Raw genomic sequence first — 18,569 nt, forward strand, 5'->3', positions numbered from 1 at the left:
CCCCGTGATGGGGCTGCTTCCGGAACTACCGACCATATCGCCGGCCGTGCTGAGCGCCGGGCTGCTGTTGATCACGCTGGCGCTGTTCGCCAGCGACAAGGTCCGTCACGACCTGGTCGCGGTGCTGTCGTTGCTGGCGGCGGTGCTGTTGGGCCTGGTGCGGCCGGGCGAGGCGTTCGCCGGCTTCGGCGACAGCGCCGTGATCACCGTGGCGGCGGTGCTTGTGATCGGCCGGGCGGTCGAACTTTCGGGCGCGGCGACCATGCTGGTCCGGGCCCTGATGCCGCGCGGCGCGCCGCTGCCGGTGCGGATCGCGGTGGTGCTGGTTCTGGGCGCGGCGCTGTCGGCCTTCATGAACAATATCGCCGCTCTAGCGATCACCATGCCGGTGATGATCCGCATCTGCCGCGACGGCCGGATGTCGCCGGCGATCGGGCTGATGCCGCTGTCGTTCGCCACCATCCTCGGCGGAATGACCACCCTGATCGGCACGCCCGCCAACCTGATCCTGTCCTCGGTGCGCGAGGAGCAGCTTGGCGCGCCGTTCCAGTTCTTCGACATGACCCTGGTCGGCGGGGCGGTGACCCTGGTCGGGCTGGCCTATCTGATGATCGCCGGCTGGCGGCTGGCGCCCAAGCGGGACTCCGGCGCTGCGATGGACGAGGACGCCTCCCTGCGGGTGTTCGAGCTGTGGGCGCCCCTGAACTTCAATCGCCGCTACGAGGACGTGCAGCAGGCCCTGCGCGAGGCGGAGGTCTCGCTGCTGGCGGTTTGGCGCGACCATGCGCGCGTGGTGCTGGCGGGCGACGATCTCGTGCAGCCCGGCGACTGCCTGATCGTCTCGGCGCGAACTGATCCGTGGGTGGCGGCCAAGCCCCTGGATCTGCGCTTCGAGGCCCGCCGGATGAACACGGACGACGCCGCCACCGCGCGACTGGTGGTTGGCGACGGCTCGCCATTGATCGGCTTCTCCTACGGCGTCGTCGACGCCCAGACCGACGGCGAGTTGCAGGTCATCGCCGGCGGGGACCGTATGGCGCGCGAGCGGCGGCCGTTGCGCGCCATGACCCTGCGGGCCGGCGACCAGATCGTGGTGCAGGGGCCTGCCGGCGTACTGGCCGAGTACATCCGCTACGGCCGGCTGTTGCAGCTGGATCGGCGTCTGACCGCGCCGCCCAAGCCCCGGAGAGCGGTGGTCAGCGTGCTCGTCTACGCGGCCGCGGTCGTCGCCACGGCCGCGTTCGGCGTGCCGGCGGCGCTCTCCTTCGTGGCGGCGGCCGGGCTGATGATCGTGTTGCGCCTGCTCCCCGCCGACGAGGTCTATCGCTCGATCGACTGGCCGGTGATCGTGCTGCTGGGCGCGATGATCCCGGTCGGCAAGAGCTTCGGCGACAGTGGCGCGTCCGAGATCGCCGCGGCCTGGCTCAGTCACGCCATGGGCGACATGACCCTGTTCTGGGCGCTGGCGGCGATGACCCTGGCCACCGCGATCTTCTCGATGTTCCTGAACAACGTCGCCACCGCCATCGTCATGGGGCCGGTGGCGATGCAGGCGGCGGTCGCCCTGGGCGCGCCGCCGGACGCCTTCCTGCTGGCGGTGCTGATCGGAGCCTCGTCGGACTTCCTCACGCCGATCGGCCACCAGAACAACCTGCTGGTCATGGGGCCGGGCGGCTATCGCTTCCTCGACTATCCGCGCATTGGCCTGCTGATGATGGTGCTGGTGGTGCTAACCACGGCCTTCGTGCTGTCGAGAGTGTACGGCGGCTAGGTCCAGGGGAGGGCGGCCTCGCCCCGGAGGATAGCCTCGGCCTCGGTCGTGTGCTTGGCGTCCGAGCGGTCGTGCAGGACCAGCGGCGGCAGCAGGATCAGCGGCGCCCTGCCGGTCTTGATCGCCCGCACGATCACTCGCTTGGCCGGCTGGTCGGCGTAGGGTTGGACGGGGCGGATGCGGAAGGAGCCGGCCTTGGGCGCCAGCTGCGCCAGAAGGTCGGCGAGCCGGTCGGCGCGGTGGATCACAGTGATGGTTCCGCCCTCGCGCGCGGCCTTGAGCAGGAAGCCCGTCCAGGCCGCCAGCCCGCCGTCGGCCATCCAGGCGCCGGTCTTCTCGGGCGCCGGGGCGCGCAGCTCTCCCGGATCGTCGAAGAACGGCGGATTGGCCATCACCGCGTCGAAGGGCGCCAGGCCCAAGGCTTTGAGGCCGGCCTGAACGTCGCCCGCGATAACTTCGACGCGATCGGAAAGGCCGTTCAAGCTCGCGTTCTCGCGAGCGAGCGCCGCCGCCGCCGGGTCGCGCTCCAGGCCCGTGAAGCAGGCGGCGTCGCGTCGGGTCGCCGCCGCCAGCAGCGCCCCGCCCGCGCCGCAGCCGGCCTCCAGGACCCGTCCGCCGGCGTCGGCGTCGCAGGCGGCCGCCAGCAGAGCCGCGTCCATACCGGCGCGATAGCCGCGCGCGGGCTGGCGAAGGCGGACCCTTCCGTTCAGCAGCTGGTCCTCGGTTACATCCATGAGGGCGCCATCTCGGTCTTGTGCTCGTCCGTTCCGTGACCTATCCCGCCCATGATGACTCCCGCAACGGCGCCGGGCCGGGCGGGAAGCCGAGGAGCAGACGATCTTGGACGCAGCCAGCACGGCCGTCGCCCGACCCAAGGGCTCCGTCGAGGTGCTGAGCCATCTCGCCGCCGAGGATATCGTCGAGATCAACAACATCATCGTCGCCCGGATGCAGAGCCCGGTGGCGGTGATCCCGGCCCTGGCCGATCACCTGATCAACGCCGGCGGCAAGCGCCTGCGGCCGCTGCTGACCGTGGCGAGCGCCCGGCTGGCCGGCGCCCGCGACGACGCCTGCCTGAAGCTGGCCGCGGCGGTGGAGTTCATCCACACCGCCACGCTCTTGCACGACGATGTGGTCGACTCCTCGGAACTTCGGCGCGGCAAGGTCGCCGCCCATCTGATCTGGGGCGCGCCGTCCAGCGTGCTGGTCGGCGACTTCCTGTTCGCCAAGGCTTTCGAACTGATGGTCGAGGCCGGGTCGCTGCGGGCGCTGGACATCCTGGCCCGGGCCTCGGGCGTGATCTCCGAGGGCGAGGTCCTGCAGCTGACCCGGGCTCATGACCTGAACCTGTCGCAGGACGTCTATCTGCAGATCATCAGCGCCAAGACGGCTGAGCTGTTCGCCGCCGCCGCTGAGGCGGGGGCCGTCAGCGCCGGCGCGCCGGACGAGCAGATCCAGGCGATGCGGGACTACGCCCTGAACCTGGGCCTGGCTTTCCAGCTGGCCGATGACGCGCTGGACTACGGCGGCGCCACGGCGGACCTGGGCAAGAACGCGGGCGACGACTTCCGGGAAGGCAAGGCGACCCTGCCGCTGCTGCTGGCCATCGAGCGCACGGGCGCGGCCGAGCAGGGCTTCTGGGAGCGCACCATCGGCCGACGCGAACAGACCGACGCCGACTTCACCCGCGCCTGCGAGCTGATCCGCAAGAGCGGGGCGCTGGAGTCCACGCTCGATCTCGCCGCCGACTTCGCCGACAAGGCCAAGACGGCGCTCTCGCCGATGACCTCCAACAGCTGGCGCACGGCGCTGGAGGACCTGGCCGACTTCGCCGTCAGCCGGCGCGCGTGACGCGGCCCGCCGTGGGCGAGCGCATCCTGGTCATCAAGCTGTCGGCGCTGGGCGACTTCATCCAGGCGACCGGGCCGATGAAGGCGATCCGCGCCGCCCATCCCGACGCCCATATCGTGCTGCTGACCACCAAGCCCTATGTCGGGATGGGACAGGCCACGGGCTGGTTCGACGAGGTCTGGAGCGACGGCCGTCCCAGCTGGTCGGACCTGCCGGCCGTCTGGCGGCTGCTGCGCCGACTGCGCGCCGCGCGGTTCGACCGTGTCTACGATCTGCAGACCCAGAGCCGCACGGTCCGTTACTTCCAGCTGCTCTGGCCGAACCGACCGGCCTGGTCGGGCAACGCGCCGGGCGCGGTCTTCCACTACGGCGGCGCCGAGCGGGACCGGCTCCACATCCAGGATTCACAGCGCAACCAGCTCACCATCGCCGGGATCGCCGACGTCGGGCCGCCCGACATCAGCTGGCTGAACGGACAGGACGGCAAGTTCGATCTTTCCGCGCCTTATGCGCTGTTGGCGCCGGGCGGCGCGCCGCACCGGCCGGCCAAGCGCTGGCCGGCGGATCGTTTCGGCGCGCTGGCGGCGCGGCTGCTGGGGCGGGGGATCACGCCGGCGGTTCTGGGCCACGGCGCCGAGGAGCAGGCCCTGGCCGACGTGATCCTGGCCGCGGCGCCCGGCGCGGTCAGCCTGGTCGGCAAGACCTCGCTCGGCGACATCGCCAGCCTGGCGCGGGGCGCGGCCCTGGCGGTCGGCAACGACACCGGTCCGATGCATGTGGTGATCGCCGCCGGCTGCCCGGGCGTGGTGCTGTTCTCGCGCGACAGCAACCCGGCCCTCAGCGCCCCGCGCCCGATCCGGCCGGACCAGCCGGTCGAGATCCTGCGCGAACCGGATCTCGCTGACCTGGCCGTCGATCCCGTCTGGGCGGCGGCGGAGACGATCAGAAGCCGGTGAACAGCCGGTCCAGCGCCCGGCGGATGTCGTCCTCCTGGCGGGAAAGATTGTCGATCGACCGGCCCAGCATGCGTGAGGGCAGGTGGGCGAGCTCGGCGACCATCACCGCGCAGTCTTCATTTTGCACGCTAATCGGCACTTCGATCTCGGCATGGCCCTCGGCGTGGGTCTTCCGACGGATTGGCGCGACGATTGTGGTCGCCATGGGCGCGTAGTGCGATTGTAGAACGAGGATGTAGGGAACGATCGACCGCCGCGCTCCGTCCGGGTTTCGGATGATGTCGAACTGGCGCGTCACCAGCGTCGCCATTCCTCGCCGAAACAGCCTTCTCGTTCGATCCGTTCGCCGTGCCGGCGGATCGCCTCGGCGTTCTCGTCGGCCCAGCGCTTCGCACGCGCCTCGCCGCCCGCCGGATCGACCTTTTGCAGGTGAAGCCGCAGGTCGCGCTCCGTCCAGCCGGTCGTGTCGAGACCCAGCCGGGCCGCCTGTTCCAGCAGCTCGGGATCGATCGACGGGGCGGGGGCCTCGGGCCTGTCCATGGCGAGAGCTTACGCCTGGGGTGAACAAACCGGCAACTACAATCTCGCGATGTGGGTGGCGTCCCGGCGGTCCGACGGCTCGAAACCCATCGCCGCCCAGAACGGTCCAGCGGCCACCGAGGCGGCCGCGTTGACGGTCAGCCGCGGCGCGGCCTGGAAGCCCTGCTGCATCATCGCCCCGGCCAGCGCCCGCGCGACGCCCATCCGCCGGAAGTCCGGCCGGACGTAGAGCCGACGCATCCGCATGGCCGGTTCGCCCGGACCGGTTTCCGGCGAGACGCCGCCGACCCCGGCCAGGGCGCCGCCCACCCGCGCCGCGAACAGCGCGCCCGGCTCCTCGAAGCGCTGTTCTCCGCTCGCCCACTGCCGCGCGAGCAGGGCCATGTTGCGGACGCCTTCGGACGCCGCGTCCGCCAGGATGACCTCGAATTCATCCGGCAGAGTCTCGACAACCCGCGCGATGTTCACCACGTCTTGCATCGAGAGACCTTAGCCTGGGGGCGATCCTTTGAGACTGCTGCTCAACATCCTGTGGTTCATTTTCGGCGGCTGGCTGTCGGGCCTGCTGTGGCTGCTCGGCGGCGCGCTGCTGGCGATCACCGTCGTGGGGCTGCCGTATACCGGCGCGGCCTGGCGGATCGCGGGCTTCGCCTTCTGGCCGTACGGCAAGGAGATCGTCTCGCGCGATGTGCTGAACGGGCAGGGCGACCTCGGCACCGGGCCGGTCGGCTGCGTGCTGAACGTGATCTGGTTCGTGCTCGGCGGCTGGTACATCGCCCTGTCGCACCTGCTGATCGCCCTGGCGGAGGCCATCAGCATCATCGGCATCCCCTTCGCTATCAAGGACCTGCAGCTGGCCGCCGTGGCCGTGGCGCCGATCGGCAAGGTCGTTGTCAAGAAGCCCTAGCCGAGAGGGGACATGCTCCGCGCAGCGGTGCGTGTCCCCGTGAACGGGGGACACGTACGCTCCGCTTACATGTCCCCTTTATCGCGGCTTCGGCGCGTCCGGGTCGGGCTCCATCAGGATGTCCAGATAGGTCTGCCGCCGGTTCAGGAAGCCGCGGGTGATCTGGTAGTGTTCGGTGTCCTCGTACGCGACCCGCTCCAGCCCATGCTCCGAGGCCTGGTAAATCCAGGCGTCCGGATAGCCGAGGATGATCGGCGAATGGGTGGCGATGATCAGCTGCGACCGCGCCAGCACCAGCTCGTGCAGCTTGGCCAGGAACGACAGCTGCCGGCTGGGCGACAGCGCCGCCTCGGGCTCGTCCATGATGTAGAGGCCGTCGCCCGCCAGCCGGTTCTCGAACAGGGAGAAGAAGGCCTCGCCGTGCGACTGCTGGTGCAGCGACCGAGGCCCATAGCGTGTGCCGCCGGTCTGCTCGAGGTAGGTGGCGACGTTGAAGAAGCTCTCGGCCCGCAGAAAGAAGCCGTCGTGCGGCCTGGGATCCCTGCTGTTCCGGACGGGCCGGATGTGCTGGTGCAGAACGGAGTGGCTGTCGTGCGTCGCGAAGCGGTGGTCGCGCGAGCCGCCCTCGGCGTTGAAGCCCCAGGCCACTGCCAAGGCCTCGATCAGCGTTGACTTCCCCGAGCCGTTCTCGCCGACCAGGAAGGTCACGCGGGGATGGAAGGCGAGGCTGTCCGTCCGCCGCACGACCGGCAGGTTGAACGGATAGGCGTCGTCGTCCCAGCCCTCGCCGCGAACGAACTCGGCGGCGATCCAGTAGGGGCGGGTCAGGCCGGTCATGGCGTGACCTTCGCCGATGCGCCCGCAGGGTACAATCGTCCGCTCGATACAGAAACGGCGCGGCTCCAAGGAAGCTGCGCCGTCCGCCGTTCAGCCTCTGTGGAGCGCCGCGCTCACCCCGGCGAGATCATCTTCTCCGGGCGCACCCACTCGTCGAACTCCTCGTTGGTGAGGTAGCCGCCGCCGACGGCCTCCTCGCGCAGGGTGGTGCCGTTCTTGTGGGCGGTCTTGGCGATCTTGGCGCACAGGTCGTAGCCCAGCTTGCCGTTCAGGGCGGTGACCAGCATCAGGCTGTTCTCGAGACCGTGCCGGATGTTGTCCTCGCGCGGCTCGATGCCGACGACGCAGTTGTCGGTGAAGCTGATCGCCGCGTCGGCCATCAGGCGGACCGACTGCAGGAAGTTGTAGGCCATCACCGGGTTGAAGACGTTCAGCTCGAAATGGCCGCTGGCGCCGGCGAAGGTGATGGTCGCCTGGTTGCCGAAGATCTGGGCGCAGACCTGGGTCAGGGCCTCGCACTGGGTCGGGTTGACCTTGCCCGGCATGATCGAGCTGCCCGGCTCGTTCTCCGGCAGGTTCAGCTCGCCGAGGCCCGCGCGCGGGCCGGAGCCCAGGAAGCGGATGTCGTTGGCGATCTTGAACAGGCTGGCGGCGACGGTGTTGATCGCGCCGTGGCTGAAGACCATGGCGTCGTGCGCGGCCAGGGCCTCGAACTTGTTCGGGGCGGTGGTGAAGGCCAGGCCGGTGATGCCGGCGATCTTCTCGGCCACCATCTCGGCGAAGCCGACCGGGGCGTTCAGGCCGGTGCCGACGGCGGTGCCGCCCTGGGCCAGCTGCATCAGCTTGGGCAGGGTCTGTTCGATGCGCTCGATGCCGTTCTCGACCTGCTGGGCGTAGCCGCCGAACTCCTGGCCCAGCGTCAGCGGGGTGGCGTCCTGGGTGTGGGTGCGGCCGATCTTGATGATGTGGGCCCAGGCCTCGCTCTTGGCCTTCAGGGCCGCGTGCAGATGCTTCAGGGCCGGCAGCAGGTCGGAGACCACCTGTTCGGCGCAGGCCACGTGCATGGCCGTCGGATAGGTGTCGTTCGACGACTGGCTCATGTTGACGTGGTCGTTCGGGTGGACGGGCTTCTTGCTGCCCATCTCGCCGCCCAGGATCTCGATGGCGCGGTTCGAGATCACCTCGTTGGCGTTCATGTTCGACTGGGTGCCCGAGCCGGTCTGCCAGACGACCAGCGGGAAGTGGTCGTTCAGCTTGCCCTCGATGACCTCATTGGCGGCCTGGATGATGGCGTCGGCCAGCTTCGCATCCAGCTTGCCCAGGTCGCGGTTGGTCTCGGCGGCGGCGCGCTTGACGATGCCCAGGGCCCGGACGACGGGCAGGGGCTGCTTCTCCCAGCCGATCTTGAAGTTGCCCAGCGAACGCTGCGCCTGGGCGCCCCAGTAGCGGTCGGCGGCGACCTCGATCGGGCCGAAGGTGTCGGTTTCAATGCGCGTCTTGGTCATGGTCTTTCCCGGGGCGTCAACTTGCCGGGCTGGTTTAGCCCTCGGAGCCGGGACCGCAAGGGTTTGGGCGCAATTTCCTGGCCGGACGGCCTGTGCGACAATGCCGAGGTGACCGAGAACCCCTCCCTCAGCTTCCGCAGCTACGGCGTCGGCGGCGTCATGCACCGGCATGCGCACGTCCAGTTTGTGCTGCCCGTGCTGGGCGAGCTGGAGATCGAGGTCGGCGGCCGGGGCGGACGGCTGGACGTGGCCCGGGCCGCGTTCGTGCCGGAACAGACCGACCACGACCAGCTCGGGCGGGGCGAGAACCGCTTCCTGATCATCGACTGCAAAACCTCGGAGCTTGACGAGGCGGCGCTCGAGCGGCTGTCGCGCGATCCCTTCCTGTCGATCCCGGCGGCGGCGCGTCGGCTGATCGAGTTCATCGACCTGAGCCGGAGCGGCGATTTCGTGCCGCAGGCGGTGACGCGCCACGGCCTGCCGCTGCTGCTCGGCGCCCTGACGGCCGAGCCGGAGCGCGCCTCGCGCCTGGGATCGTTGCTGCGCCGGATCGAGGCGGCGCCCGGGCGGGCCTGGACGGTCGAGCGGATGGCCGGCGAGGCCGGGATGAGCGTCAGCCGCCTGCACGCCCATTTCCGACGGGAGCTGGATACGACGCCGCAGCAGTGGCTTACCGATCAGCGCCTGAAGGCGGTGCAGGAGAGCCTGGCCGGCACGGACCTTCCGATCGCCCAGCTGGCCTTCCAGGCCGGCTACTCCGACCAGAGCGCCCTGACCCGCGCCTTGCGGCGGGCCACGGGCCTGACCCCGGCGGCCTACCGGAAGGCGCACCGGCGCTAGCCTGGGCCCAGGATCGGCGAGGCTCGGTCAAGACGGCGCGCCGCGGAACCGCTATCCGACCGTCATGAACGCGACGGACCCCATCGATCGGAACCGGCAGATCCCGCTGGGCGTCGCCAACGGCGTCGCCGCCGGCGCCGTCTGGGGGCTGGTGTTCCTGGCGCCGCAGCTGCTCAAGGACTTCTCGGCGGCGCAGGTGTCGGCCGGCCGCTACCTGGCCTACGGCCTGATCGCCGCCCTGTTGCTGGCGCCGCGGTGGAAAGCCGTGGCGGCGATGATTGGCGGGGCGGAATGGCGCGCCCTGGCCGGGCTGAGCCTGCTGGGCAACATCCTCTACTACCTGTTCCTGGCCAACGCCGTCTGGTGGGCGGGCGGAGCCGCAGCGGCCCTGATCGTCGGGCTGGTGCCGGTGGTCGTCAGCGTGGCCGGGACGCGGTTCGCCGGCGCGATCCGCTTCCGCCGCCTGGCCGGACCGCTGGCGCTGTGCCTGCTCGGCGTGGTGCTGGTCGGCTGGGAGGCCCTGGCCAACGACAAGACCGCCCACGACCCGCTGACCCGTGCGGCGGGGCTGGCCTGCGCCTTCGGGGCGCTGCTGTCCTGGACGGTCTATTCGGTCTGGAACACCCGCTGGCTGGAGCGGCGGCCCGACATCTCCGGCCATGACTGGAGCCTGCTGACCGGCGTGACCACCGGCGCCCTGGCCCTGGTCCTGGCGGTTCCGGCGTTTCTCGCGCCGGGGCAGGGCGGACACGGGGAGACCGACTGGGGGCTGTTCCTGGGCGTCAGCGCCGGCATCGCGATCCTGGCCTCGATCCTGGGCAACGGCTTCTGGAACCGCGCCAGCCGCCTGCTGCCGTTGACCCTGGCCGGGCAGATGATCGTGTTCGAGACCCTGTTTGCGCTGCTCTACGGCTTCGTCTGGGAGAAGCGCCTGCCGACCGGCCTGGAATGGATCGCCATCGCCAGCCTGATCGCCGGCGTCGTCTGGTGCGCCCGCGTGCATCGCGCCAAGGGTCACTGACGCGGCGAGCGCCCGTCTGCTACAGGGCGCTGATGGACGACGAATGGACAGGCCGGGGCAAGGTGCGCGCGCGCGAGGCGGACGGCGTGTTCGAGATCGTCGTCGACGGGCTGACCACCCAGGCCAAGTACTACAAGCCGCTGATCTACGAGTTCTTCCGCAAGGAATGGCGCGGGGCGCGGCCGGCCTGGGGCGACTTCGCCGTCGAGATCCTGATGGACTACGAAGGCGATCCGCCCTGGCTGGACCTGGACAACCTGGCCAAGGCGATCCTGGACGCCATCAAGGGCTACACCTTCCACGATGACTCCCAGGTCGCCCGGCTGCTGGTCGAGCGGCGGCCCGGCGGCCGCGAGCGGATCAGCGTGCGGGTGACGCGGCTGGCTTGAACCAGGGTTCGAAGGCGGCGTAGGCGACCATGGCGTAGCCGACGAACAGGAAGGCTCCGTAGCGCCCCACGCTGACCGGCTGCAGGTGCGGGAACAGATCGGTCAGGAAGATCAGGGTCAGGGTCCCGCCGATCAGCCCCGGGGCCGCGAACGCCGCCGCGTGGCGGGGCCGTCGCCGGGGGCTGGTGCGGGCGATCTGGATCGCGGCTCGGAACAGGAACAGCACGCCAGCGCCGACCATGAAGGCGTTGGCCGCGTAGAACCAGAAGGCCCGCTCCAGCAGCGCCCCGCCGAACGCGGCGTAGTAGGCCGTGGCCATGACCCAGGCGAGCAGTCCCGCCACGGCGTGGATGGTGATGTCCTGTTTTGACACGATGCGCCCCCGCACAGTCCCCGATGAGGTTGACCGTGCGAAGGGCGTGCCGTCAGCGAGACCGATTGACGCGGACGATCCTCAAGTCGCCGAGGGTCAGCCGGCCCAAGGGAAGATCGCCCCCCAGATCGTCAGCAGGGCCGAGTAGGCGAGGTAGATCAGCACCGTCGCGGAGAAGGCCAGCTTGCGCCCGACCGTCCAGCTCTCGACCCGGCGGCCGCCCCGCCAGACGAAGGGCGTCAGGCCCAGGGCGATCACCGAAAGCACCGCCGCCACCAGGGCGCAGGACGAGGCTATCAGCAGCCAGGCGCCCGGCCAGTCGAAGAAGATCGCCGCCACGTCGCCGGTCTTGGACAGCCAGACCAGGGTCGCGCCGATCGCGGCCAGCCACAGCACGGCCTGCAGCGATTGGATCAGGCTGGCGCGGCGCTGCATCGGCGTCTCGCGGCTGTCGCGTCGGCCCCGCATCGGGATGCCGGCCAGGGTCGCGATCGCGGCGATGGCCGTCAGGGCCGTGAGCCAGCCCAGCCAGCCCTGGCCGCCCAGCAGGCCGACCTTGGCGTATTTGGCCACGCCGCTGCTGTTGTAGTAGCCGGTCGCGCGCCCGTCCTGCATGGCGAAAACGATGGTCCGCCAGCCGCCGACCTCGCGGAAGACGCCGTCCGTTCCCTGCGGGACCCAGGCGCTTGCGGAGTCGAAGCCGCGGATCAGCAGCCGTCCGTCCGGGCTGACGGCCACCGTCACCCGCCCGTTCAGCAGGCCGACGAACTTCTCCAGCCCGTGGAAGGCGCGCCGGCTGCTGACGTACTGGCCCTCGAAAGCCGCGGCGTTGCTCTTCAGCCAGGCCGAGCCGGCGTCGGGCAGGGCGGCCGGCGGGCCGTAGAAGCGCTGCACGATACGCCCGGCGGTCTGCGACGTCAGGCGCTCGCCGCTCTCGGCGTTGGCCGCGATGAAGATCCCGAGGCCCAGCTCCGGAACGGTGACCATCGAGGAGCGGAACGACAGCAGGGCGCCGTCGTGGCCCCAGCCGGTCCGGCCGCCGGGCAGACGGTACTGGAGGAAGCCATGGGCCAGGCCCGGGACGCCGGGCGCCGGCTGCGACTGGGCCGTGCGGAAGCCGTGGGCGGTCTGGGCGTTGTAGATGGCCGCCCCGTCCAGCGTTCCGCCGTTCAGGATCATCATCATGTACCGCGACATGTCGGCGGCGGTGGTCGAGACGCCGCCGGCCGGAGCGCCCTGCGAGGTGTACTCGTACGGCCGCTTGCGCCAGCTGTCGCCGGTCCAGAAGAAGCCGTCGGCGAGGTCGCGAGCCAGGGCGGGCGACATCGGCGACGGCAGGTCCGGCCGGGCGGGGTAGGGGTCGCGGAACGTGGTCCGGGTCATGCCCAGGGGACCGGTGATCGTGTTCTCGACGATGGTCTCGAACGGCTTCTGGCCTACATAGGCCACAGCCGCCCCGGCCAGGCCGACGCCGTAGTTGGAGTAGGCCGGCGTCGAGCCCGGCTCGAACTCGCGGCGCGGCCGTTCCTGGCGCAGGTAGGTGAGCTGCGGCCGCACGCGGTCGGCGTCGCGTTCGAACAGCTGACCCAGGGCGCGGTCCTCGAAGCCCGGCGTGTGGCTCATGAGATCCAGCATGGTGATGGGCTTGGTGAAGCCCTGGTCGCGAACCTGAACCTTCTCCGGCAGGTAGAGGTTGATCGGCGCGTCCAGCCGCAGGCGGCCGGCCTCGACCTCCTTCATCACCGCGATCCAGGTGAAGGTCTTCGAGATCGAGGCGATGCGGAACAGGGTGCGGTCCGGATCGACCGCGCGGGCGGCCGGCTCCAGGTTCGAAAAGCCGTAGCCCTTCTTCAGGATCACCTGGCCGTTCTGGACCACCGACACGGTCACGCCGGGGATATGGTCGGCCGACATGGCGTCGCGGACCATGCCGTCGACAAAGGCTTCCAGTTCGGCCGGCGCCAGCGGAGCGACGCCGGGGGCGGCGACCGGAGCGGCCGCGGACTGGGGCGCCGGGGCGACCGGGGGGCGGACGGCCGGGCGAGGCGCGGGGCGCGGCGCGGAGACCGGCGGCGTCGCGGCGGGCGCGGCCGTGGCGGATGGCGACGGCGGAGGCGTCTGCTGGGCGGAACTGGTGGTGGAAAGGCTCAGCAGAGAGACCAGACCGGCGGCCGCGAAGGCCTTCGACAACAGGCGCACAGACGTTTCCCTTGGGGCGAGGTTCACCCTGTTCTAGTGCGCCTTTCGTCTTTGTGGAAACCGGTTCGGCGCCGGAATTGGGGGCAACCGCGAAGAATTCGGGCGCCGATCGGTTCTATTCCCGGCGAACCGCCTTGGCGCCGGGGGGAAAGCTCCACAGCGGCAGGATCGGGCGCAGTCGGGCGCCGATCCAGACCTGCGGCTCGGAGGCCGGCGTCAGGTTCAGCTCGCGCTCCTTGCGGCCGACGCAGGCCTGGATCTGCTGACCAAGCATCGCGAAGTTGCGCGATCCCTCGACCGATTGCAGGAAACAGTCGTCGAAGAAGGGGTAGTGGTCGCTCTCGCTGCAGCCGAACGAGGCGCGGTCCGGCCGGGCGGCGGTCAGGATCAGCCGCTGGTCGTTGGCCAGCACCGGGATGAACACGCCCGAGAAGCAGGCGGAGATGATCACGATCGTCGGGCGGTCGGGGCAGGTGTCGTTGACCAGGCGAGCCAGGGCCTGCGGCGTGTAGAGGCCGCCGTCGCCACGGACGTCCAGCACCACGCCCGGCGGCGCGCCGTGAGAGGTGTAGTAGACGAGGCAGCCGCCGGTCTTGCGCGCGGCGCCGGCGTGCAGCGCCTGGACCAACGCCGGCGCCTCGGTGCGCGCCGGCCGGGTGTCGGGATAGCGTTCGGGACGGGTCGAGAACTGCACGATCTCGTCGCGGGCGAAGCCCAGGCCCTCGAGCGTCGCGGCGACGTCGCGGCGGGCGTTGTCGAAGGCCTCCGTCGGGCCGCCGGAATGGGCTCGCCAGTCGCCGGCCACGACGATCGCGGTCCAGTCGTTGAAGATGCTCCGAGGCGGCGGCTGGGCGACGGCGGCGGGGGCGGCGAGCACCGCCAGAAATCCGACGACAATCGACAGCCAGCGCCCCATCCCGACCCCCGCTAGGCCTTGTACCGGGCGAAGGGGGTGGGCATCGCCGTGCCGGTCGCCTTGGCCAACACCCGCCCCTCCGCGTCGTAGAGCTCGCCTTCGGTGAAGGCTATGGTCTTGCCCCAGCGAGACACCCGCCCGATCCCGCGGATCGGGCCGGGCAGGGCGGGCCGATAGAAGCTGGTCTTCATCTCGATCGTCGGGGCGACGCTGGTCATCCCCGAAGCGACCATGCAGGCCACGCTCATGCATTCGTCCAGCATGGCGCAAAGATAGCCGCCCTGGATCTGCTTCATCGGGTTGGTCAGCTGCTCGGACGCCTCGAAGGCGACCTCGACCTCGCGGTCGGCCTGGCTGACGCGGACCATCCGGAAGCCCAGCAACTGCGACCCCGGCGGCTGGCGCTTGCTGGCCGTGAAGCGGGCCAGGATGGCCTCGTCGGTCAGGGTCTGCGGGTCGTCGGAGGCGACGTCGGTCAAGACGGCCTCACTTCTTCCGGAACTGGTCCAGCGACACGACCTTGGGGCCGTCGTCGTCGGAAGGGGCGGGACGCTCGGGCTCCGGTTCGTCCGCGGGCTCGGGGATCAGATCGATCGGCGGCTCGAACTGCAGGCCGAACTGCACGTGCGGGTCGAAGAAGCGGGTGATCGCCGCATAGGGCACCGTCAGCTTCTTGGGCGAGCCGCCGAACTTGAGCGTGACGTTGAAGGAGGTCTCGCCCGGCGTCAGGTCCCAGTACTGGTGCTGCAGCACGATGGTCATCTCGTCGGGATACTTGGACAGCACTTCGACAGGGCCGGAAACGCCCGCGGCGCGGGTCTTGAACGTGACGTAGAAATGATGCTCGCCCGGCGGGCGGCCTTCGGCGGCGACCTTGAGCGCGGCCTTGACCACCCCGCGCAGGGCCTCCTGGGCCAGCGCCTCGTAGTTCATCAGGTCTTCGGGCGGCTTCTGCTGGGCCATGGATCACTTGCAACTGGTGGAATGGCCGCGAAAGGTAGCCTGTCGGCCTGCGAGCGCAAAGCGGTCTTGGCGGCAAAACGACCGGAGGGCGGATGACATTCAGGAAAGCCTGGGCTCTGGCGCTGATGGGGTTGGCGGTCGCCGGGCCCGCCGGCGCCGGGGCGGTCGGTCTCTGTTCGCCGGGCGAAGAGCCGGTGCTGTCCTGCCCGGTTGAAGGCGGCAAGGTGCTGTCGCTCTGCGCGACGGGGGCGGGCGGTCCGGCGGCGGGCCTGAAGCTGCAGTACCGGTTCGGTCGGCCGGGCAAGCCGGAGCTGGTCTATCCGGACCGGCCCGCCTCGGCGAAGGGGCGGTTCTTCCTGAGCACGACGCCCTTCTCGGGCGGCGGCGAGGAGCGCGTCCGCTTCCGCAGCGGGCCCTACGACTATCTCGTCTTCCAGCGAGACATCGCCGGCGCCTGGAACGAGGACGGTACGCGCGACCACTACCAGGACGAGGGCGTGGCCGTGGAGAAGGACGGCAAGGTCGTGGGGGTGCGCCTCTGCCTGGGCCCGACCGAGAACAGCGGCTTCCCGAAGATGTACGACCGCCTGGAGCGCGAGGCGCGCGACCCGATCGACAGGCCCTAGGGCGCTCTTCCTCCGGCCGTCCCGGCGAAGGCCGGGATCCAGATCGCAGGGCTCAGTCTTGGCGCGACGCCACTCGCTGCCGAGCTTAACGAGAAAGGGACACGTACGCCTTGCGTACATGTCCCTGCGAACTCGGTGGGGGATTCTGGCGCCAGGCTCACCATTCTTCCAAGCAAAGGACGGGGGAGCCTTTTGAAAGGCGAATGAGGTGGGGGATTCTGTTGCCAGGCTCCCCCGGGCCCCGCCTAGGGATCTGAACCCCTAGGAGTTTATAGGCGAGTTCACCAGCACCGCATTACGCGGCGACAGCGTACTCTTCAGCGAAGTTATCGTTCGCATTTAGTTTAATGGCCCGAAACGGTGAGCCACGCCGGGACAAAGATACGCCTTTACACGTCTGTCGATGCTGATCGGCCCCGCGCTCCCCAGCGATACCTGGAGGAGTATTGGTGGAGCCGCCGGGAATCGCACCCGGGTCCAGTCCGCTTATTACACGCTCGTTTATGCCCATAGTCCGAGCGAGCCCGGACGATTCCAATATAGGGACGAATGGTTTCCGGGGAAAGAAGAAGGCGCGCGGCGATGCGGCCATCCCCGGGTTTTCCCCCTATTCCGAGACTCACTCAAAGGGCGCAGCCTCGACTCCTTGCCGCCCGTGAGGCGGAGGAAGGGGAGACTCTGCCATGAACAGGTTTGTCGCCGAGTTTATCGGCACTCTGGCTTTGGTTCTGTTCGGCTGCGGCGCGGCCGTCCTGGGGGGAGATCACGTCGGGCAGCTGGGCATCGCCCTGGCGTTCGGCTTCGCCATCGTCGCGATGGCCTACGGCATCGGCCCGGTCTCGGGCTGCCACGTCAATCCGGCGGTCAGCCTGGCGGTGTTCATCGCCGGGCGGATGAGCGCCAAGGACATGGTCGTCTACTGGATCGCCCAGTTCCTCGGCGCGCTGGTCGGCGCCGGCATCCTGATGGCCCTGGCCAAGGACGGCGCGGCCAGCGGCCTGGGCCACAACGGCTGGGGGCCGGGCTACGGCGGCGAGTACGGCATGCACGCGGCGCTGATCTTCGAGATCGTGATGACGGCGCTGTTCGTGATCGTGATCCTCGGTTCGACCGGTCCCGGCTCGGCGCCGGGCTTCGCGGGCCTGGGCATCGGCATCACCCTGGCGGTGATCCACATCGTCGGCATCCAGGTGACCGGCGTCTCGGTGAACCCGGCCCGCAGCTTCGGCCCGGCGGTCCTGGTCGGCGGTTCGGCGCTGGCGCAGCTGTGGCTGTTCTTCGTCGCCCCGGCCGTCGGCGCGGTGATCGGCGCGCTGCTCTACCGCTTCAACGTCCTGAAGGCGCCGGAGGCGTCCTAGCCTATCCCTGTCATCCCGGAAGCCGCGTAGCGGCTATCCGGGACCCGGCCCTTCGCCGGCTGGGTCCCGGCTCTTCGCTTCGCTACGGCCGGGATGACGGATCTATGGAGGCAGGCTCGTCGGCGTCGGCGGGAACCGGAACAGCCGCCGGCTGAGGCCGGTCGGTCGGCGCCGGCTTCAGCCGTCCGCCGCCGGCGATCAGGACTTCGTATTGCCGCTTCGCCGCGGCGAAGTCGGCCCCGCGCGGAAACATCACGTCGAACCGAGGCTCGTGGCCCAGCGCCGCGCCGAGGGCGACCGTCAGCACGTCGGCGACCGAGCCGACCTCCTCGTCCAGGCAGGCGCGGCGCAGGTGGCGCGCCTGGCCTGGCACGAGCAGCGTCAGGTCCCAGGACACCCCGTCGGCGCAGGCCGGGGCCGCCGCGCCGTCCGGCGCCTCGACCAGCACGAAGCGCGGCTCCGCCCACATGCGATGGCCGACCAGGGCGCGGATCTGCGGGACGTAGCCCTCGGCCAGCGGGACGTCGAAGGCCACCCGGCGGCCGATCCGCGGCTCGCAGCAGCCCAGCCCGGCCCGGGCCTGGACGAAGGCCCTGTCGTCGTCGCGCAGGACCAGCCGGATCACCGCCTGGCGGACGCCGCGCGAAGGGCGGGCCCAGATCTCGATGATCGCCTCGTTGCGGCGCAGGACCTGGCTCTGCAGCGGCTGCAGGCCCCAGAGGCGGTAGAGGGCTGGGTCGATACCGTTGTCGATCGCGGGGCTGCCCTGCCCACGCGTCGGTCTCCGGCCGCCCAGCGGGTCGGACGCTTCCGGCTCGGCGGGCCAGGCTTCGCTCCACCACAGGTTCGGGTCGGGAGCAGGCAGGGTCTCCGGCGGCGGCGGGATCGTCGAGGGCGGCGCCGCGGCCAGCAGCAGGGCGGTCAGGAGGGCGGCAGGCAGATCGGGTCTCCCCTACATGCCCTCGGCGCCCCTCTCGATCGAGAGCACGCCGGTGCGGGACAGTTCCACAAGACCGAGCGGGCGCATCAGTTCCACGAAGCTGTCGATCTTCGACGGCGCGCCGGTGATCTCGAACACGAAGCTCTCGGAGGTCGTATCGATGACCTTGGCCCGGAATATGTCGGACACGCGCAGGGCCTCGACCCGGTCGCCGCCGGTCCCGCGGACCTTGACCAGGGCCAGCTCGCGCTCGATGCCGTTGGGGTCGCGGGTTACATCCTGGACGCGCCGGACGCTGACCACCTTCGACAGCTGAGCCTCGATCTGGTCCAGCACGTGCGGCGCGCCGCGGGTCACGATCGTGATCCGGCTGGTGTGCGCCTTGCGGTCCGTCTCGGCGACCGTGAGGCTTTCGATGTTGTAGCCCCGGGCGGCGAACAGTCCGACCACGCGGTGCAGCACCCCGGCCTCGTTGTCGACGAGCAGGGCGAAGGTGGCGAGGTTCTCGACCTCTTCCGTGTGGGACATGTCGTAGGCGGAGGCGGGATTGGTCGCGGGATCGATGCTCATGAGGCCC

General features: G+C 70.1%; 22 protein-coding genes and 1 other RNA gene. 9 read left to right on the plus strand and 14 right to left on the minus strand.

What is annotated here, in order from left to right; translation table 11 throughout:
- Positions 1 to 7 precede the first annotated feature (7 nt).
- Positions 8 to 1,771 (plus strand): SLC13 family permease, encoded by a 1,764-nt coding sequence (locus CSW64_RS07690; protein ID WP_216361251.1) that lies wholly within the window; start codon positions 8 to 10, stop codon positions 1,769 to 1,771.
- On the opposite strand, the gene CSW64_RS07695 is transcribed toward CSW64_RS07690, so the two are convergent.
- Positions 1,768 to 2,505 (minus strand): tRNA1(Val) (adenine(37)-N6)-methyltransferase, encoded by a 738-nt coding sequence (locus CSW64_RS07695; protein WP_099621564.1) that lies wholly within the window; start codon positions 2,503 to 2,505, stop codon positions 1,768 to 1,770. The two genes, CSW64_RS07690 and CSW64_RS07695, sit on opposite strands and share 4 nt — an antisense overlap.
- Positions 2,506 to 2,611: 106 nt before the next feature.
- On the opposite strand from CSW64_RS07695, the gene CSW64_RS07700 reads away from it, so the two are divergent.
- Both CSW64_RS07700 and CSW64_RS07705 read left to right on the plus strand, forming a co-directional pair.
- On the plus strand, positions 2,612 to 3,622 hold the full coding sequence (locus CSW64_RS07700; protein WP_099621565.1) for a polyprenyl synthetase family protein: 1,011 nt from the start codon (positions 2,612 to 2,614) through the stop codon (positions 3,620 to 3,622).
- The gene (locus CSW64_RS07705; RefSeq protein WP_216361252.1) at positions 3,619 to 4,578 is read left to right on the plus strand and encodes a glycosyltransferase family 9 protein; all 960 of its coding nucleotides are present in this window, start codon (positions 3,619 to 3,621) and stop codon (positions 4,576 to 4,578) included. The genes CSW64_RS07700 and CSW64_RS07705 overlap by 4 nt, the downstream gene beginning before the upstream one ends.
- Here the strand turns inward: CSW64_RS07705 and CSW64_RS07710 are convergent.
- The 3 genes from CSW64_RS07710 to CSW64_RS07720 are packed head-to-tail and all read right to left on the minus strand — an operon-like array spanning position 4,565 to position 5,598.
- Positions 4,565 to 4,888: a CcdB family protein gene (locus CSW64_RS07710; protein WP_099621566.1), complete on the minus strand. Its 324-nt coding sequence runs from the start codon at positions 4,886 to 4,888 to the stop codon at positions 4,565 to 4,567. The genes CSW64_RS07705 and CSW64_RS07710 overlap by 14 nt on opposite strands.
- The gene (locus CSW64_RS07715; protein WP_099621567.1) at positions 4,873 to 5,118 is read right to left on the minus strand and encodes a type II toxin-antitoxin system CcdA family antitoxin; all 246 of its coding nucleotides are present in this window, start codon (positions 5,116 to 5,118) and stop codon (positions 4,873 to 4,875) included. The genes CSW64_RS07710 and CSW64_RS07715 overlap by 16 nt, the downstream gene beginning before the upstream one ends.
- A 36-nt stretch (positions 5,119 to 5,154) precedes the next feature.
- Entirely contained in the window at positions 5,155 to 5,598 is a 444-nt protein-coding gene (locus CSW64_RS07720) for a GNAT family N-acetyltransferase (protein ID WP_245863857.1), read from the minus strand.
- 28 nt (positions 5,599 to 5,626) lie between these two features.
- Here CSW64_RS07720 and CSW64_RS07725 point away from each other — a divergent pair, with 28 nt between their 5' ends.
- Positions 5,627 to 6,025 carry a YccF domain-containing protein gene (locus CSW64_RS07725; RefSeq protein ID WP_099621568.1) on the plus strand — a complete coding sequence of 133 codons (399 nt, stop codon included), beginning with the start codon at positions 5,627 to 5,629 and terminating at the stop codon, positions 6,023 to 6,025.
- Positions 6,026 to 6,103: 78 nt separating this feature from the next.
- On the opposite strand, the gene CSW64_RS07730 is transcribed toward CSW64_RS07725, so the two are convergent.
- Complete coding sequence (locus CSW64_RS07730) at positions 6,104 to 6,862, minus strand: AAA family ATPase (RefSeq protein ID WP_099621569.1); 759 nt, start codon at positions 6,860 to 6,862, stop codon at positions 6,104 to 6,106.
- 113 nt (positions 6,863 to 6,975) lie between these two features.
- On the minus strand, positions 6,976 to 8,367 hold the full coding sequence (gene fumC / locus CSW64_RS07735; RefSeq protein WP_099621570.1) for a class II fumarate hydratase: 1,392 nt from the start codon (positions 8,365 to 8,367) through the stop codon (positions 6,976 to 6,978).
- A 63-nt stretch (positions 8,368 to 8,430) separates the two neighbouring features.
- On the opposite strand from fumC, the gene CSW64_RS07740 reads away from it, so the two are divergent.
- The 3 genes from CSW64_RS07740 to CSW64_RS07750 all read left to right on the plus strand — a co-directional run bounded on the left by CSW64_RS07740 (position 8,431) and on the right by CSW64_RS07750 (position 10,617).
- Positions 8,431 to 9,207: a helix-turn-helix domain-containing protein gene (locus tag CSW64_RS07740; RefSeq protein WP_216361253.1), complete on the plus strand. Its 777-nt coding sequence runs from the start codon at positions 8,431 to 8,433 to the stop codon at positions 9,205 to 9,207.
- 64 nt (positions 9,208 to 9,271) lie between these two features.
- Entirely contained in the window at positions 9,272 to 10,228 is a 957-nt protein-coding gene (locus CSW64_RS07745; protein ID WP_099621571.1) for a DMT family transporter, read from the plus strand.
- Between the two features lie 32 nt (positions 10,229 to 10,260).
- The gene (locus CSW64_RS07750) at positions 10,261 to 10,617 is read left to right on the plus strand and encodes a RusA family crossover junction endodeoxyribonuclease (RefSeq protein WP_099621572.1); all 357 of its coding nucleotides are present in this window, start codon (positions 10,261 to 10,263) and stop codon (positions 10,615 to 10,617) included.
- Here the strand turns inward: CSW64_RS07750 and CSW64_RS07755 are convergent.
- The 5 genes from CSW64_RS07755 to CSW64_RS07775 form a co-directional block, all read right to left on the minus strand.
- Positions 10,589 to 10,990 (minus strand): DUF5367 family protein, encoded by a 402-nt coding sequence (locus CSW64_RS07755; RefSeq protein WP_245863858.1) that lies wholly within the window; start codon positions 10,988 to 10,990, stop codon positions 10,589 to 10,591. The genes CSW64_RS07750 and CSW64_RS07755 overlap by 29 nt on opposite strands.
- Positions 10,991 to 11,086: 96 nt before the next feature.
- The gene (locus tag CSW64_RS07760) at positions 11,087 to 13,189 is read right to left on the minus strand and encodes a serine hydrolase domain-containing protein (protein ID WP_245863859.1); all 2,103 of its coding nucleotides are present in this window, start codon (positions 13,187 to 13,189) and stop codon (positions 11,087 to 11,089) included.
- A 115-nt stretch (positions 13,190 to 13,304) separates the two neighbouring features.
- Complete coding sequence (locus CSW64_RS07765; RefSeq protein WP_099621573.1) at positions 13,305 to 14,105, minus strand: C13 family peptidase; 801 nt, start codon at positions 14,103 to 14,105, stop codon at positions 13,305 to 13,307.
- A gap of 11 nt (positions 14,106 to 14,116) precedes the next feature.
- Complete coding sequence (locus tag CSW64_RS07770) at positions 14,117 to 14,584, minus strand: PaaI family thioesterase (protein ID WP_099621574.1); 468 nt, start codon at positions 14,582 to 14,584, stop codon at positions 14,117 to 14,119.
- Between the two features lie 7 nt (positions 14,585 to 14,591).
- Positions 14,592 to 15,068 (minus strand): SspB family protein, encoded by a 477-nt coding sequence (locus CSW64_RS07775; RefSeq protein WP_099621575.1) that lies wholly within the window; start codon positions 15,066 to 15,068, stop codon positions 14,592 to 14,594.
- A 92-nt stretch (positions 15,069 to 15,160) separates the two neighbouring features.
- Here CSW64_RS07775 and CSW64_RS07780 point away from each other — a divergent pair, with 92 nt between their 5' ends.
- Complete coding sequence (locus CSW64_RS07780) at positions 15,161 to 15,694, plus strand: hypothetical protein (RefSeq protein ID WP_099621576.1); 534 nt, start codon at positions 15,161 to 15,163, stop codon at positions 15,692 to 15,694.
- A 207-nt stretch (positions 15,695 to 15,901) separates the two neighbouring features.
- On the opposite strand, the gene ssrA is transcribed toward CSW64_RS07780, so the two are convergent.
- Positions 15,902 to 16,263, minus strand: a transfer-messenger RNA (tmRNA) gene (gene ssrA / locus CSW64_RS07785).
- Between the two features lie 114 nt (positions 16,264 to 16,377).
- On the opposite strand from ssrA, the gene CSW64_RS07790 reads away from it, so the two are divergent.
- Positions 16,378 to 17,052: an aquaporin gene (locus CSW64_RS07790; RefSeq protein ID WP_099621577.1), complete on the plus strand. Its 675-nt coding sequence runs from the start codon at positions 16,378 to 16,380 to the stop codon at positions 17,050 to 17,052.
- A gap of 82 nt (positions 17,053 to 17,134) precedes the next feature.
- Here the strand turns inward: CSW64_RS07790 and CSW64_RS22310 are convergent, their stop codons facing one another.
- Positions 17,135 to 17,677 (minus strand): hypothetical protein, encoded by a 543-nt coding sequence (locus CSW64_RS22310; RefSeq protein WP_245863860.1) that lies wholly within the window; start codon positions 17,675 to 17,677, stop codon positions 17,135 to 17,137.
- A gap of 327 nt (positions 17,678 to 18,004) precedes the next feature.
- Positions 18,005 to 18,562, minus strand: coding sequence for an acetolactate synthase small subunit (gene ilvN, locus CSW64_RS07800; protein WP_099621579.1), 558 nt, complete (start codon positions 18,560 to 18,562; stop codon positions 18,005 to 18,007).
- Positions 18,563 to 18,569: the final 7 nt, after the last annotated feature.

It is taken from the genome of Caulobacter mirabilis, from assembly GCF_002749615.1.
Lineage (GTDB): Bacteria > Pseudomonadota > Alphaproteobacteria > Caulobacterales > Caulobacteraceae > Caulobacter > Caulobacter mirabilis.

Excerpts from the sequence above, each read along its gene's own strand:
- CSW64_RS07690 (WP_216361251.1), top strand. The coding sequence starts at position 8 with ATGGGGCTGCTTCCGGAACTACCGACCATATCGCCGGCCGTGCTGAGC.
- CSW64_RS07695 (WP_099621564.1), bottom strand. The coding sequence starts at position 2,505 with ATGGATGTAACCGAGGACCAGCTGCTGAACGGAAGGGTCCGCCTTCGC.
- CSW64_RS07710 (WP_099621566.1), bottom strand. The coding sequence starts at position 4,888 with ATGGCGACGCTGGTGACGCGCCAGTTCGACATCATCCGAAACCCGGAC.
- CSW64_RS07715 (WP_099621567.1), bottom strand. The coding sequence starts at position 5,118 with ATGGACAGGCCCGAGGCCCCCGCCCCGTCGATCGATCCCGAGCTGCTG.
- CSW64_RS07720 (WP_245863857.1), bottom strand. The coding sequence starts at position 5,598 with ATGCAAGACGTGGTGAACATCGCGCGGGTTGTCGAGACTCTGCCGGAT.
- CSW64_RS07730 (WP_099621569.1), bottom strand. The coding sequence starts at position 6,862 with ATGACCGGCCTGACCCGCCCCTACTGGATCGCCGCCGAGTTCGTTCGC.
- fumC (WP_099621570.1), bottom strand. The coding sequence starts at position 8,367 with ATGACCAAGACGCGCATTGAAACCGACACCTTCGGCCCGATCGAGGTC.
- CSW64_RS07745 (WP_099621571.1), top strand. The coding sequence starts at position 9,272 with ATGAACGCGACGGACCCCATCGATCGGAACCGGCAGATCCCGCTGGGC.
- CSW64_RS07750 (WP_099621572.1), top strand. The coding sequence starts at position 10,261 with ATGGACGACGAATGGACAGGCCGGGGCAAGGTGCGCGCGCGCGAGGCG.
- CSW64_RS07765 (WP_099621573.1), bottom strand. The coding sequence starts at position 14,105 with ATGGGGCGCTGGCTGTCGATTGTCGTCGGATTTCTGGCGGTGCTCGCC.
- CSW64_RS07775 (WP_099621575.1), bottom strand. The coding sequence starts at position 15,068 with ATGGCCCAGCAGAAGCCGCCCGAAGACCTGATGAACTACGAGGCGCTG.
- CSW64_RS07780 (WP_099621576.1), top strand. The coding sequence starts at position 15,161 with ATGACATTCAGGAAAGCCTGGGCTCTGGCGCTGATGGGGTTGGCGGTC.
- CSW64_RS07790 (WP_099621577.1), top strand. The coding sequence starts at position 16,378 with ATGAACAGGTTTGTCGCCGAGTTTATCGGCACTCTGGCTTTGGTTCTG.
- ilvN (WP_099621579.1), bottom strand. The coding sequence starts at position 18,562 with ATGAGCATCGATCCCGCGACCAATCCCGCCTCCGCCTACGACATGTCC.